This is a genomic window from Paenibacillus taichungensis (genome assembly GCF_050994985.1).
Lineage (GTDB): Bacteria > Bacillota > Bacilli > Paenibacillales > Paenibacillaceae > Paenibacillus > Paenibacillus taichungensis.
In genome coordinates this window covers 5,319,749-5,334,173 of record NZ_CP194720.1, presented here as the reverse complement: position 1 = coordinate 5,334,173, position 14,425 = coordinate 5,319,749, and the positions used below count along the sequence as shown (strand labels likewise).

Annotated in this window: 11 protein-coding genes and 1 pseudogene; 11 read left to right on the top strand and 1 reads right to left on the bottom strand. The window is 48.1% G+C overall.

What is annotated here, in order from left to right:
- Positions 1-108 precede the first annotated feature (108 nt).
- The 11 genes and pseudogenes from uvsE (at position 109) to ACR1R9_RS23875 (ending at position 13,207) form a co-directional block, all read left to right on the top strand.
- Positions 109-1,110: a UV DNA damage repair endonuclease UvsE gene (gene uvsE, locus ACR1R9_RS23925; protein WP_099858743.1), complete on the top strand. Its 1,002-nt coding sequence runs from the start codon at positions 109-111 to the stop codon at positions 1,108-1,110.
- Positions 1,111-1,217: 107 nt separating this feature from the next.
- Complete coding sequence (locus ACR1R9_RS23920) at positions 1,218-2,081, top strand: inositol monophosphatase family protein (protein ID WP_433922499.1); 864 nt, start codon at positions 1,218-1,220, stop codon at positions 2,079-2,081.
- Positions 2,082-2,106: 25 nt separating this feature from the next.
- The gene (locus ACR1R9_RS23915; protein WP_433922500.1) at positions 2,107-2,373 is read left to right on the top strand and encodes a hypothetical protein; all 267 of its coding nucleotides are present in this window, start codon (positions 2,107-2,109) and stop codon (positions 2,371-2,373) included.
- 204 nt (positions 2,374-2,577) lie between these two features.
- On the top strand, positions 2,578-3,894 hold the full coding sequence (locus ACR1R9_RS23910; RefSeq protein WP_433922501.1) for a stalk domain-containing protein: 1,317 nt from the start codon (positions 2,578-2,580) through the stop codon (positions 3,892-3,894).
- Positions 3,895-4,149: 255 nt separating this feature from the next.
- Positions 4,150-5,937, top strand: coding sequence for a cache domain-containing sensor histidine kinase (locus ACR1R9_RS23905; protein ID WP_326064114.1), 1,788 nt, complete (start codon positions 4,150-4,152; stop codon positions 5,935-5,937).
- A complete protein-coding gene (locus tag ACR1R9_RS23900; protein WP_433922502.1) occupies positions 5,912-7,465 on the top strand; it encodes a response regulator transcription factor in 1,554 nt (517 codons plus the stop codon). Before ACR1R9_RS23905 ends, ACR1R9_RS23900 begins: the two co-directional genes overlap by 26 nt.
- A 221-nt stretch (positions 7,466-7,686) precedes the next feature.
- Positions 7,687-8,969, top strand: a pseudogene (locus tag ACR1R9_RS23895) (ABC transporter substrate-binding protein).
- Between the two features lie 141 nt (positions 8,970-9,110).
- Positions 9,111-10,013, top strand: a complete 903-nt coding sequence (locus ACR1R9_RS23890) for a carbohydrate ABC transporter permease (RefSeq protein ID WP_076292266.1) — start codon at positions 9,111-9,113, stop codon at positions 10,011-10,013.
- Positions 10,014-10,015: 2 nt separating this feature from the next.
- The gene (locus ACR1R9_RS23885; RefSeq protein ID WP_024633028.1) at positions 10,016-10,855 is read left to right on the top strand and encodes a carbohydrate ABC transporter permease; all 840 of its coding nucleotides are present in this window, start codon (positions 10,016-10,018) and stop codon (positions 10,853-10,855) included.
- A 101-nt stretch (positions 10,856-10,956) separates the two neighbouring features.
- The gene (locus ACR1R9_RS23880; protein WP_433923660.1) at positions 10,957-12,156 is read left to right on the top strand and encodes a rhamnogalacturonan acetylesterase; all 1,200 of its coding nucleotides are present in this window, start codon (positions 10,957-10,959) and stop codon (positions 12,154-12,156) included.
- A gap of 640 nt (positions 12,157-12,796) precedes the next feature.
- Entirely contained in the window at positions 12,797-13,207 is a 411-nt protein-coding gene (locus ACR1R9_RS23875; RefSeq protein WP_433922503.1) for a sensory rhodopsin transducer, read from the top strand.
- Positions 13,208-13,279: 72 nt separating this feature from the next.
- On the opposite strand, the gene ACR1R9_RS23870 is transcribed toward ACR1R9_RS23875, so the two are convergent.
- Complete coding sequence (locus tag ACR1R9_RS23870; RefSeq protein ID WP_433956399.1) at positions 13,280-14,425, bottom strand: Ger(x)C family spore germination protein; 1,146 nt, start codon at positions 14,423-14,425, stop codon at positions 13,280-13,282.

The window sequence follows — 14,425 nt, the reverse complement described above, 5'->3', positions numbered from 1 at the left end:
GATTATGGTCACTCTTTTAGGGTAAAACTTGGTTATATAAAGTGAAGGGAAGACTGCCGGCTTCATATGCCGGGAAGGAATCCCGCCCTAATAGAGAGGAAGAAATTCATGCTCGTACGTTTTGGCTATGTGGCAATGTCTGTGCTTGTGGAGAATGCTTCACCTTCCCGGACGATGACTATGTCCAGCTTTAAGAAAATTGATGATAGGGAAGCGGCAATTCGCAAGCTTGAACGGATTGCGGCCGAGAATTTGCATAATACATTACGCTTGCTCAGACACAACAAAGGAAGCCATATTCATGTATATCGTTTCTCTTCCAAATTAATTCCGCTGGCAACGCATGAGGATCTCAGTGATTGGGACCCGTTTCCCGCACTTAAGCAGGATTTTGCCGCGATTGGCGATTTTGTGAAGGAGAACGAGATGCGTGTGTCTTTCCACCCGGATCATTTTACGGTCCTCAGTACGCCTCGGGAGGAAGTGCTGCGGAACTCCATGCGCGACCTTCGTCATCATGTACGTATGCTGGATGCCATGGGGCTGAATGCTACTGCCAAGAACAATATACATATTGGTGGTGCATACGGGGACAAGCCTAGTGCAGCGCTACGTTTTGAAGAAAATTTTCTAAAGCTGGATCGGGATATTCAGGAACGGCTGACGCTCGAAAATGATGACAAAACGTTCAATGCTCCCGAGACCCTTGCGGTATGTCAACGTATGGGGCTGCCCATGGTGCTGGATATCCACCATCAATGGGTGAACAATGAAGGCGAACAGCCGTGGGATCTTTGGCCGGATATATTGAAGACGTGGGAGTCCCCGCTTGCTCAAGCGGATTCACCGGCAGACAAGCCGTTACCGCCCAAAATTCACGTCTCCAGTCCAAAGAGTGAGAAGGACCTGCGAGGACATGCGGATGGGGTTGAGGTGGAACCATTGCTCGCTTTTTTACGTCATATTGCAGCAGATACGCCTGCCCTTGATGTGATGATTGAGGCCAAACGCAAGGATGAAGCTCTGGTGCAGTTGATGCAGAAACTAGCATTCTATCACGAAGAGGGTGTGGAGTGGGTGGACGAGTCAACGGTTATCATTCATCCGTAGCGCCAAAAGGGGCCTGGGCAACGAGAAACTTTACGACCCTCGGGGCGTATACTTTTAACAAGTATTTTAATTTTTCGTAGATTGATATAGAAAGTAGAGTGAACGCTTTGAATGAGAAGGAAAAAACACCTTATGTCGTGACAAGCAAAAGCTATACTGCCGTCGCCATTAATGCAGCTTCCAAAGCTGGAGAGTGGATCAAGAGCCGTCTCGGAACTGTGGGAGAGCCCGGAACCAAGTATTCGCCGCAGGATCTCGTTACTGAAGTCGATAAAGGTGCGGAACAGATGATCCGACGCCTGATTCTGACGCATTTTCCCCATCATGCCATTCTGGGTGAAGAAGGCGTGGAACCGGGACCGGAAGCATCAGCGAAGGCACTGAAAGAAGCTGAGGAAGAAGAGTTTCTCTGGATTGTGGACCCGGTGGACGGAACGACGAACTTTGTACACGGTTTTCCGTTCTATTCGGTATCCATCGCTTTGGCCCATAACGGTGAGGTGATTGTAGGGGTAATCTACGATCCTTCCCGTGACGAGATGTTTGTTGCGGAAAAAGGAAAAGGCGCTTACGTGCACGGAAACCGGATGCTTGTATCGGGTGAACAGGAACTGGCACAGAGCCTGATCGCGGTTGGTTTCCCAGCGGATACAACCTACGCGTTGCCGATCAATATGGCCGCTGTTCAGGCGCTTGCACCGCAAGTACGCAGTCTGCGTGCGGGTGGTTCTGCTGCCCTGCATTTGGCATATGTTGCAGCGGGGCGCCTCAGCGCTTATACCGAAGTTGGTTTGAAGCCATGGGATATCGCCGCAGGTGCACTGCTGGTTGAGGAATCCGGCGGCAAGGTTACCGATACCGTGGGAGCGCCTTACCAACTGTCCGTGAGTCATGTGGTTGCCAGCAATGGCAAGATTCATGATGCACTGACAGATGTGCTGAAGAAAGCAAACGCAACAGGTTTGGAGTAAAAATTTACTGAAGGAGCGAACAACAATGGATGAATCCAAAGAACTGGAACGACGTTTGAGTGATATGCTGACTGAAGGGGACATGGAGGAGTCCGGCGATGCTGACAAACGTGAACGTCAGCTGATTCCTCCCAAGTACGAGGTTCGCATTCAGACAGAACGGGATCCGATTGTTGAAGAAACGTTGAAGTACCGGGACATGGCACGTGAGGTGGATGATCGCTACGATCATTACCTAGAGCGTTCTGCCGGGAACAAACCGGATACCGACCCGAATAAATCAAAGTCTTAACGAGTGGACATCTTGCTTATACTCAACGGATAACAGACTTGCCAAATTTGGGAGTCTGTTTTTCGTGCGGGTAGGGGTGCAGACGACAACACCCCTTTAATAATGTTAGAATAGAGTTACACGAACTTCTGTCATCGAAGTGAAGAGTGTAATATGTAATTATATTTTATTATATAGATACGAGAAAAAAGGAGTGTTCTAAGAATGAAGCGTAGACGCATATGGAGAAGTACCGCCGCGGGATTAACGGCAAGTATGCTGGCAGGGATGCTGATTTTGGCATCATCCGCACAGTCTGCTCATGCTGCAGATAGCAATACGTTACCAGCGGGAAGCGTAACATCATCGTTGCCTTTACAGAAAGATGCGGTAGCGGTAACCAAGGATTTCCGCCTCGTCACATTGGGGGATTCCATCACTGTAGGGTATGAGCCGAACCTGAAAGAACTGCCATACGGTTATGTAGAACGGTTGCAGGAACAAGGTCTGCTTCACGGACGTACTCAGGTGGACAACTATGGTATTGCCGGATTGAAGAGCAGTGGTTTGAAAAACTTTGCAGATGCGATTAAAGAAGGGAAAGCGCTCACTTCCGAAGCTATTCAGCCGAGCCTTCCTGATCCAAGAGCGGCACAAGTTGGAGCCAATATTGCTGTCATCCGGGAGAGTGTAGCTGGAGCTAATCTCGTTGCCATCACAATTGGCGGGAACGATGTATCCGAGTTGCTCGGTTCAGCAGATAAGTTGAGTGATGCAGAACTGGAAGCCAAAGTGAAGGAATTGCTATCTTCTTATACAGCCAATGTTAGCGCAGTTATCAATGATATTTATGAGATTAATCCTAATGCCAAAATCGTAATCGCAGACCAGTACCAACCCATGCCTGAAGTAGCTGGCAAAGCGCTCTATGCGAAACTGATGGAAGCTTCCCAAGGGTTTACTGCGACCATTGATGGAATTGCGACTGAATTTTCCGCTAAAGGGATTGATGTAAAAGTCGCTCATGTCGCCAAGGAGTTTGTTGGCGGTGAAGGCACGATGACTCATATGATTAAAGACCGCGATTTCCACCCGAATCAGTTCGGATATGAAGCGATTGCCCAAGTGTTCGCAGAAACAATCTGGGGCGATTACACCAAACTGACGGCTCCTGCTGCAGGCCAACCGATGAATATCATCGTCAGTGGTAAAACGCTGAATACACCGTACAAACCAATTAACCGCAATGGTAAGAACTTTGTGGCGATCCAGGATATCGTGAATGCCGTGGGCGCAACCACGGTATGGGATAACAAAACCTCAACCGCAACGATTACATACGGAGATCGGAAGGTTGCTGTTAAGATTGGTGCAACGGCTGTTCAGGTGAATGGTGCATCTGTAGCCGTGGATACACCCGCATTCCTGAGCAAGGTGGGTACAGAATCCAAAACGTATGTACCTCTCGCCATGGTAGCCGAGGGTCTTGGCTTTGATGTCCAGTATGTAGCCAAGTTAAAAACGGTATTTGTAAATCCATAACAATAAGTAGTACTTTTATACACTATTTAGCATGATATCGAACAGCCAGATTCCTTGATCCTTTCAGGGAAACTGGCTGTTTTTGCGTCTGTTTTCATGCAAGTACAAAGAGACACACCTTCGAAAATGACCTAAAATGTTGCATAAATATGACTTGTCATCTGACCATGGATGTGTAAATATGAAAATAACTTACAGTAGATCGAAAACAGTTTCGAATGACAGCACCCTTCGCGAGCCAAAGGAGCGCTTTGGATGAGTAGAATTAAAAACGCTTTCACGAAATTACCAATTCATCATAAAACCATTCTCCTCATTGGACTACTGATGATGATCAGCTTCACATTCTATGTATCTGTCTTGGGGTATGTGTTCGGTATTTATGACCGACAAATCTATGAGAAATCTTCACAGGTACTTAATATGTCTTCGGTGGGCATCGAGAACCAACTGCGTGAGATCTCTAATCTATCCTTCAAGGTTATGTCTGACGAGCCTCTTCAGCAATATCTACTTCAGTTGGATAAGGCTGAATCAGGATATGAGAAAAATGGCTTGCGCAAAAAAATTACCAACAGACTGGTGGCATATGCAGGTTCAGAGAAATACGTCTATTCCATGATCTTTATCGATAATGATAATAATATTATGGCAGCTGGAAACCGTGAAGGGATCTCCGAGAAGAAGCAAAAAGAATTGGTTGCTTTGGGACAGCAATATTCAGGCTCCAATGCCTGGTACACAGGCGGGGACCAACAAGCCAGATTACTGTCGGTTAGACAGGTAAAGTCTTTTACCGGTGGAGCATTCACGCTGGAGAAGCTGGGTACTCTGGTTATTCGTGTACGACTGGATCGAATTGTTCAGGATCAGATGCAGCACCCGGCAGAGGATTCACAGCTATTAATTACAGATGGCCGGGAAGTAATCTACCCAACAGAGTCGACGGTCAGTAAATCTGAAATTGAGTCTGAGCTAAAGCGCACTCAGCCTTATGGGATAGCCATGTTTGAGCAGGGAAGAAATTTCGTCGCCCGTGCGAATTCTCCGTATACCAATTGGGTGTATCTGTACATGACGCCCTTTGACCAAATGTTTAAGCAGATCCAGTTTGTCAAACAGCTGGTGACTGTTATTTTTATCATGATATTCCTGGCGGCGCTTATATTTGGAGCCAAGTTTTCTAGCAGCATTACACAGCCCATCGCCCAGTTGATCAAGAAGATGCGCAATATTGAAAAAGGCGATCTGGATAAGCTGGAGGAAGCAGCGCTGGGCAATGTCCCAGCATCTTCGCAGAACGAGGTGGGGTTGCTGCATCGCACGTTCAAGATGATGGTACAGCGTATACGCGAACTCATTGACGAGAATTATGCGAAGCAACTCGTGATCCGAGAGACCGAATTGAAAGCGCTTCAGGCTCAGATTAATCCACATTTTCTATATAACACACTGGAATCAATCAACTGGCTTGCCAAAGTGCAGAAGCAGCATCAAATCTCCGAAATGGTTGAGGCTCTCGGATTTCTGCTGCGAAGCTCAGTGAACATGTCCGAGAAGTGGATTACTTTGGAAAGGGAACTGGATATTGTCCGCAGTTATGTGACGATCCAGCACACGCGATTCGAGGAAAGACTTGATTTTGACATGGATATTGCGCCTGAAGTGGGCACTGCACGCATTCCGAAGTTAACCCTGCAGCCATTGGTAGAGAACGCCATTCATTATGCATTGGAGCCAAGCATAGAACCTTGCCGTATTCGGATTCGGGCGAGAGCAGACGGAGACAACGTTGTAATTGAGGTGGAGGACGATGGTCCGGGTATGACTCCCGAATTTCTGGAGCAATTGCAAGAGGGACGCGTACAGACGAGGGGACAGGGGATCGGACTGTCGAACATCAAAGAACGGATCAGATTGACCTTCGGCGAAGAAGGCGAAATGATCATGAGCAGCAATCCCGGATCAGGGACCGTAGTATCGATCAGAATACCTTGGATTAGAGAGGACGATGACGATGTACAAAGTGATGCTCGTAGATGATGAACGTGTCATTCTGGAGGGGATTTCGCAAGTCGTGGATTGGGCTGCAGCGGGAACGGAACTGGTGGATACCGCGAGAAACGGAATTGAAGCACTGGATAAAATCGGTCATTCCAAACCGGATATTATCATTACAGATATTTCAATGCCTGGCCTGGATGGTCTTGGACTCATTGAAAAAGCTTCCGAAGCTTATCCTGGACTTCGCTTTATCATGTTGTCTGGCTACAAAGAGTTCGAATACGCTCGCCGGGCCATGCAATATGGAGTGAAACATTATCTGCTCAAACCGTGTAACGAGAACCAGATTCACGATGCCTTGTCCGAGTTGCTTCAAGAACACCAGGATGCCCAGGTAAAGGAACATGTCGCCGGAGAGATGAAACAGCGGCTGCAGCGAGTGCTACCACATGTCAAGGAGCAGTTCCTGCTGGAGTTTATGACGAACCAAACCTATGGTCCGGTTGATTTGGAGTATTATCAGGAGCTGTTTGATCTGGAGCTAGAGGATAACGAAGTTCGGCTGCTGCTGTTCCGGATTGCGGATGAACATGATTATAGTCATCTATTTGCAATCAAAAACATTGCCAGTGATCTACTGCTCCATGTTCTGTTAAGCACTACCATTGAAGGCAAACTGTTAATTTTATTGGGGGATTATGCCGATCCGGTTGGTCTGAAGGAGAGCATTGAGGAAGTGCGGGCTGCTTTCACCAGATTATATAAATTGGAAGTTACGGCTGCCCTAAGCGAAGCAGATCGAATGATTCAGTCCCGGCGTTTGTTCCGTGAGGCACTGCAATGCCTGAACCACCGCTTCTTTATCGGCGAAGGCAAGCTGATTACCAAAAGTGATCTGGAGCTGGCCGGGGAATGTGATGGGGTACATGTTGAACAAGACGCAGAGCAGCTCTGTCAGTTGATTAAGTCAGGCAATACGGAAGAAGCTGCAGCTGAAGTGGATCGCCTGTTCGAGCTTTTGTCCGGTCAGCAGCTTGAGATTGGGATTACTCGTTCGTATGTGGTTCAGTTGTACTCCGCAATGATTCATGTCTGTCCTCCCGAGGAGGCGACGGAATTTACCCAGCGTATGGCAGAACTGCCCCATATCGACACATTGTCTGGCTTAAAATCCTTTGTCGCCAGCAGCGCAGCCCGGTTAACCTCCGGTTACTACAAAAATCATATTAGCCGTCAGTCTTCTGCCGTAGAGAAGATGATGGATATTGTGGATCGCCACTATGGCGAAGCTGATCTCTCTCTTAATGGGGTTGCCCATCAGATGTTATATATGAATCCGGATTATCTCGGCAAGATATTCAAAAAAGTGACGGGAGAAAACTTCTCCAATTATGTGAATCGTTTACGCATTGAGCGTGCCTGCGACCATATTCGCAGAGGTGGAGATGTGAAGGTTTTTGAGCTTGCCGAATTGTTTGGCTTTGGGGGGAACTCACAATATTTTAGTCAGGTGTTCAAGAAGTGGACCGGCATGACACCTACCGAATTCCGCAGAACTGGCTTATAACAATTGACTGACGATCATCTATTCGATATATGAGGGGGACTAACAGTGCCGATAGAGGTGCAGTTGTCCTCCTCTGTTTTTTGAACCAACAAGACGGTTTTGTGTATTCAACTCTGGTCCGACATTTGCGAAAATGACAATATAAAGTTCGTGAAAGCGTTATCAGAAAGTGGAAGATAACTCGTTCACACAACCATTTCAACATAAAAGGGGAGATTGGCATGGTGAAAAAGGCGATATTCCTGATGATGGCGGCATTGCTGGTATTAACAACGGCATGCAGCAGCAGCGGAGGATCGGGCGAATCATCTGGGGATGGTTCGGTAACACTTCGTATCGCATGGTGGGGATCGGATGCACGTCACGAATATACACAGAAGGTCATTGACTTGTACAAAGAGAAAAACCCGAACGTCAAAATTGATGTGGAATACGCTTCATTCGATGACTACTGGAAAAAGCTCGCTCCACAAGCTGCAGCGAACCAACTGCCGGACATTGTTCAGATGGATATTTCCTACATCAGCCAATATGCACAGAATGGACAGCTCGAAGATCTGTCCCCGTACCTCGGAAACCAGATTAAAGTGGACGATGTATCCGAGAACGTTATCAGCACAGGCGTTATCAACAGCAAACAATATGGAGTACCTGCCGGTGTTAACGTACTGGGTTTCCAGTATGATCCGGCTCTGCTCAAAAAAGCGGGTGTGGATGCCATTCCCGAAAATATGACTTGGGAATCGTATGAAGAGCTTGGCAAACAAACGGCTGCCAAAGGACTCTTTTGGACGGGGGCGTAGCGCCGGATATCTTCTTCCACTATTTCTTGCGTACCAAAGGATTGTCCCTCTACAATGCTGAAGGAACGGGGCTTGGATATGATGACGACAAACTATTCGTTGAGTTCTTCGGACTCATGCGCCGGATGATCGAGCAGGGTGCAGCGCCTTCCCCGGATCTGGCTAACCAGACGAAAGGTATCATCGAGGAATCCGATTTGGTCAAGGAAAAAGGAGTTGGTATTTGGCAATGGTCCAACCAATTCGTAGCCGTACAACAGGTTGCCAATCGTCCACTGGAATTCGCTCCTATGCCTGGACCTGATATGGAAAAAGGACTTTACATGCAACCAAGTATGTACTGGGCTGTTACTTCGAATTCAAAAGTGAAGGAAGAAGCGGCCAAATTCATCGATTTCTGGGTGAACGATGTGGAAGCTAACAAACTGATCAAAGGCGAGCGCGGTGTGCCGATCTCGGGCAAAATCAAGGAGGCTATCGCTCCTGAGCTGAGTGATGCAACGAAACAGGTATTTGAATTCGTAGCGTCCATGGAGCCTAAGGCCTCCCCAATGAGCCCGCCTCCACCAGTTGGTTCACCTGAAGTAATCGCATCTCTTGCGGATGTCGTAGAGGAACTGAACTTTGGTAAGGTTACACCGGAACAAGCAGCAGCGACATTCCGCAAAAATGCCGAGGCGGTTCTTGCCAACAATAAATAACAGTTGAATGATCGCTTGCTCATCCCAATACCGGGATGGACGGGAACAGGGCTACTCGCATAACGCGAGGGCCTTTCCCCGTCCAGTAGCCCGAAGTAAGGCTGTGGTAAGCAAGCAGATCAATAAAGGAGGTTCGTTCCGTTGAGGCAATATTCGTCGTTGCGCAGAAACTTAACCGGGTATGCTTTTATTAGTCCTTTCATCATCGGTTTTCTGGGCTTTACGCTGATTCCGATGTTTGTATCCCTATACATGTCGTTTACGAGTTATAACCTGTTCACCTCTCCGCGGTGGATTGGGCTGGACAACTACACCAAAATGTTCTTTGATGATCCGAAGTACTGGAATTCGGTTAAAGTAACGTTCCTGTATGTGTTTATTGGTGTCCCTCTAAGGCTGGTTTTCGCGCTTTTCGTAGCCATGATCCTGAATACGGGATCCCGTATGGTCGGAACGTATCGTACCTTGTACTACCTACCGTCCATTATCGGTGGTAGTGTGGCCGTGTCGATTATGTGGCGTAACCTTTTCAGTAATGAGGGTGTCATCAACAGTGCATTAACAGCAATCGGAATCGGACCTATCAGCTGGTTTGGTGACCCGAATGCGTCTCTGGTTATGCTGATTTCGCTGTCTGTTTGGCAGTTTGGATCTTCCATGCTTATTTTCCTCGCCGGTCTGAAAAATATCTCTCCCGAGATGTACGAAGCAGCAGGTGTGGATGGTGCCAACCCGGTACGCAAATTTTTTGGTATCACCTTACCGCTACTCAGTCCAATCATTCTGTTCAACCTGATTATGCAAACGATCGGTGCATTTATGACCTTTGTACCTGCATATATCATCTCTAAAGGCGAGGGTGGTCCAATGGACGGTACGATGCTTTACTCGCTGTATCTGTTCCGTCAGGCGTTTATGTTTAACAACATGGGTTATGCTTCGGCCATGGCCTGGATCATGCTTATTATGATCGGTATACTCACAGTCGCGGTGTTCCTGACATCCAAGTTCTGGGTGTTTTATGAATCCGAAGGAGGGAAGTAACGATGGTTTGGAGAAATGTGAAATGGCCCATCTATCACCTGTTCGTTGCAGCTTTGGCCCTCCTGATGCTTTATCCCGTTCTATGGATGCTTTTCAGCTCATTCAAAGAAAGTCGTACTATCTTCGTAACTGCCGAGTCCTTGTTCCCTACGGAATGGATCTGGAGTAACTATGCGGATGGCTGGAAAGGCGCAGGCGGAAGACCGTTTATGGATTACATCACCAACTCACTTGTTATTGTGGTCATCTCTACGATTGGTGCCGTGTTATCCTCATCGCTGATCGCCTTTGGTTTTGCCAGACTCAACTTCAAAGGACGTAACTTTTGGTTCTCTCTGATGATGTTGACTCTGATGTTGCCGCATGACGTTGTACTTGTACCCCAATATATTATCTTCACGAAGCTTGGCTGGTTGAATACCATTCTGCCGATCGTTGTACCTACGTTCTTCGGGATGCCATTCTTTATCTTCCTGATGGTTCAGTTCATTCGTACAATTCCGAAAGAGTTGGATGAGGCGGCTACCATTGATGGATGTAACAAGTTCAGACTGTATGTACAGATTATTATGCCGCTCATCAAGTCATCACTCGCAACGGCTGCGATCTTCTCCTTCTACTGGAGATGGGAGGATCTGCTCGGTCCAGTATTGTATCTGAACTCGCCGGATAAATATACGGTCTCCATGGCGCTGAAAATGTTCCTGGACAGTGAGTCTGCCTCCAATTGGGGAGCGATGTTCGCGATGTCCATTGTGAGTCTCGTACCTGTTGTAGCCGTGTTCTTTATTTTCCAGAAACAAATTGTACAGGGCATGAGCACCAGTGGACTGAAAGGATAAACGGTATTCATTCTGGATCCAAACCTGGATTAGCATGTTGAACAAGGAGGTTGTTCTTATTGAATAAGGCCCAGGGTAGTCAGGCCGTTGCCACGGAGGTAATGGTAGAGGGCGGTAAAGAGGCCGTTACCCATTGGAAGTTCAATTTTGGACCGGACTCTGGCAGTACAGGTGAGATTGATGGTTATTTGAAAGTAACTGCCAGCACCGCATATGAAAAACAGGGGGGATACGGTTTTGAATCCGGCTCCCTTGTGTATGAGAAGCAACGGATAAGTGAAGACGAAGTATCGGATACCAGTCAGACTAACAACGGCAAACAAGGGCAGGCCAATGTGTCTGCCCGATTGCGTTCAAGCTTTTGTATTCCACTCAAGGCATCTTTCATCATTGAAGTTCCCGATGGAACCTATCAGGTTTTGTTAACTGCAGGGGATGACTTGGCGGAGACGATCACCCGAGTCAAAGCCGGAGAGGGAAGATTGATGCTGCCAACCATACGTACACTTCCTGGGCAATGTGCAGAGGTTCGATTCTCGGTTGTGGTTCGTGGCGGGAAGCTCCGACTATCCTTCTCCGGTCCTGCACCACGGATTAATGCATTGGAGATCACGCTTGCCAATCAAACGATGACAGTATTTCTCGCTGGTGATTCTACAGTGACAGATCAGCCGGAAAGTGGATATCCATACTGTGGCTGGGGGCAGCTGTTACCCGCACAGTTCAAACATGATGTTGCTGTGGATAATCATGCCCAGTCTGGACGCAGTTCCCGAAGCTTTATCAATGAAGGCAGATTGGATGCCATTCTGGAGAAGATGAAACCGGAAGATTTTCTGTTTATTCAATTTGGACATAACGATGAGAAGCCGGACCCTGACCGGGGAACGGAGCCTTTCACAACATATAAGGAATATCTGAAAAAGTATATCGATGCCGCCCGCGAAGCTAAGGCTCATCCGGTGCTCGTGACACCCGTGCATCGGCGCTATTTCGCTGATGACGGAACATTGACCGACACCCATGGCGATTATATCGTCGCCGTGCGTGAGCTGGCACAAGAGGAAGGGGTACCGCTGATTGATCTGGCTGAGCGAAGCCGCATTCTGTTCGAGCAAGCGGGCATTGAAGGCAGCAAGGAGGACTTCATGTGGGTGCTGCCGGGTGAGTATGTAAACTTCCCAGCAGGCGTGGAGGATAACACGCATTTTCAGGAGCGCGGTGCCCGTCGCCTCGCCATGCAGGTAGCGGAAGCCATCCGCGAGCTGCGCCTGCAGCCGCTGCAAATGTATTTGAGGTGAGGGAGCAAAGGAGGAGGGCGGAATCGGAGCAGAGGGAGCGAAGCGTCCGCCTTTGGAGCGGGATTTCCCCTGCTGAGGGGAAATGAAAAAGAAATCCCGAGCCAACAGCGGCCCACAGCCCGATCCGCCCACCGCAGCGCCTGCACGCGAGTTAGCCTTGCTTTTATTCAGCGAGTTAACGAAGTAACGAGCAAGGATGCTTTTTAAGTTGCCCAGCGAGCATAGCGAAGGCAATAAGCCTTTAAAAAGCCAGGGCGAGCGTTGCAGCGGAGGAGGGCGGAATCGGAGCAGAGGGAGCGAAGCGTCCGCCTTTGGAGCGGGATTTCCCCTGCTGAAGTGGAAATGAGAAGAAATCCCGAGCCAACAGCGGCCCACAGCCCGATTCGCCCGCCGAAGCGTCTGCCTCGCGAGCCTCCCGTGCGTTTAACTAATTATTGCATTAGCAAAGGAGGAGGGCGGAATCGGAGCAGAGGGAGCGAAGCGTCCGCCTTTGGAGCGGGATTTTTCCTGCTGAGGGGGGAATGAGGAAGAAATCCCGAACCAACAGCGGCCCACAGCCCGATCCGCCCACCGCAGCGCCTGCCCCGGGAGCCTCCCGTGCGTTTAACTAATTATTGCATTAGCAAAGGAGGAATTATTAATGGCACAGGATCAGACAAACACTTCAGCACATAAAATATCTTCCACTGCGACAGGTCACACCTACTGGGTGATCCCCGATGGTTATATTCCACCGGACAGCTCGGGCTCGCTTGAGAGCCATGAGAGCATCTGTGTATTAAATACAGGCACAGTGGATGCACAGCTGCAAATAACGATTTACTTTGAAGACAGGGAACCGCTCGAAGATATCGTTGCTGAGGTTCCTGCGCGGAGAACAAAGCATATCCGGACAGCTTCGCTGAGATCGGGTGAACAACTTATCCCTCCGGGAGTACCCTATGCCATTACCGTCGCCAGCAATGTTCCTGTTATCGTACAGTACAGTCGTTTGGATACCACTCAGCCTGAACTGGCACTCATGAGTGTTATGGCGTTTCCACTGGGATAACATGTGAATTATAAAATGAAAAGACGATAAGTAACCTTGCATGGACTGCAGGCTACTTATCGTCTTTTTGCGTTACTCATCGTATTTATACGTACTGGCATTGAGGATTTTCACATGAACCTCCACCTTACCGAGTTTAAACCCCTCCAGTGGATTAGTCCTTTTATATACCGCTTGTCTCCATAAAGGGAGATCATGACGATATAGATGTTCCACAAAACCGTAGGAATCAACTTTGCGTGATTTGGTTTTTTCAAACGTATTGCGGATTTCGGACTCAATCTGTTTCTCCGCTGCCTTTTCCATGACATGGGGAGAACGATGAGAGTCATGATCCTCGATGATGGCGCCTTTAACCGAAGTAATCAAGTCAAATGTAACACCGTTTCCTTCTTTCCTCGCCTTAATCTTTGTCTTTGGGTTATTAAGCCTAAGCGTCAGCTCCGGCATTTTGCTCCCGTTGCTGTATACGTACAATGGATATTGATAGACGCGGTCATAATTCACGAATCGTGCGCCATCAGCGTCCTTACCCGTAACCCTGCCTTGATTTTTACCGTTTGAAATGACGTAAAACCCATCCATTCTAATCAGCGGGGGTGTTTCATCCCCGTTATACCAGGTCTGGTTCTGATTGGTAATGGACGGCAAAAGAATAACGGAAGCAGGCTCCCGAAATCCGTCAAGGAGCTGATGTAGCCGGATGGGTTCATAACCGGAATGTTGCTTGTACAGCTTCATAGGTTCAAACAGCTCGATCGTCTGGGCGGATTGGTTCAGCAGGGCAGAGGGAGAGAGTACATCTGTAATGTTATGCTCTGTACCGTAGAGCCAAGGGGTATATCTCAGTTGGCCTGAATGCAACAGTGTATTGAAGACATCCTCCAGTCGTCCATTCAACACATTTTTGGATAAAACAATCGCTTTTACATGGGTCCACAGCGTTTGTTGCTGAGAAGTTTGATATAGATCATCAATAGCCATACTCAGCGTAGAACCCTCACCCCGTCCGATCCAGATATCACTTGCTTGCCTTGAAGTTGGCCCTTCCTGTTTGGCAATACTGGAGAAATCAATGAGCTGAGCGTAAGCAACGTATTGGTTGTCTACATAATCTATTCCTACAGCCGTGATAAAGTTAATGCTCTGAACCTCTTTTGAATCCCAGCACCCGGTCAACAGGATAAAGCAGCTTATAAGCAAGCTAACCTTAGCCAT

Bases quoted from the DNA above. Each gene is read 5' to 3' on its own strand.
- uvsE (WP_099858743.1), top strand. From the start codon at position 109: ATGCTCGTACGTTTTGGCTATGTGGCAATGTCTGTGCTTGTGGAGAAT.
- ACR1R9_RS23915 (WP_433922500.1), top strand. From the start codon at position 2,107: ATGGATGAATCCAAAGAACTGGAACGACGTTTGAGTGATATGCTGACT.
- ACR1R9_RS23910 (WP_433922501.1), top strand. From the start codon at position 2,578: ATGAAGCGTAGACGCATATGGAGAAGTACCGCCGCGGGATTAACGGCA.
- ACR1R9_RS23905 (WP_326064114.1), top strand. From the start codon at position 4,150: ATGAGTAGAATTAAAAACGCTTTCACGAAATTACCAATTCATCATAAA.
- ACR1R9_RS23900 (WP_433922502.1), top strand. From the start codon at position 5,912: ATGTACAAAGTGATGCTCGTAGATGATGAACGTGTCATTCTGGAGGGG.
- ACR1R9_RS23885 (WP_024633028.1), top strand. From the start codon at position 10,016: ATGGTTTGGAGAAATGTGAAATGGCCCATCTATCACCTGTTCGTTGCA.
- ACR1R9_RS23880 (WP_433923660.1), top strand. From the start codon at position 10,957: ATGGTAGAGGGCGGTAAAGAGGCCGTTACCCATTGGAAGTTCAATTTT.
- ACR1R9_RS23875 (WP_433922503.1), top strand. From the start codon at position 12,797: ATGGCACAGGATCAGACAAACACTTCAGCACATAAAATATCTTCCACT.
- ACR1R9_RS23870 (WP_433956399.1), bottom strand. From the start codon at position 14,425: ATGGCTAAGGTTAGCTTGCTTATAAGCTGCTTTATCCTGTTGACCGGG.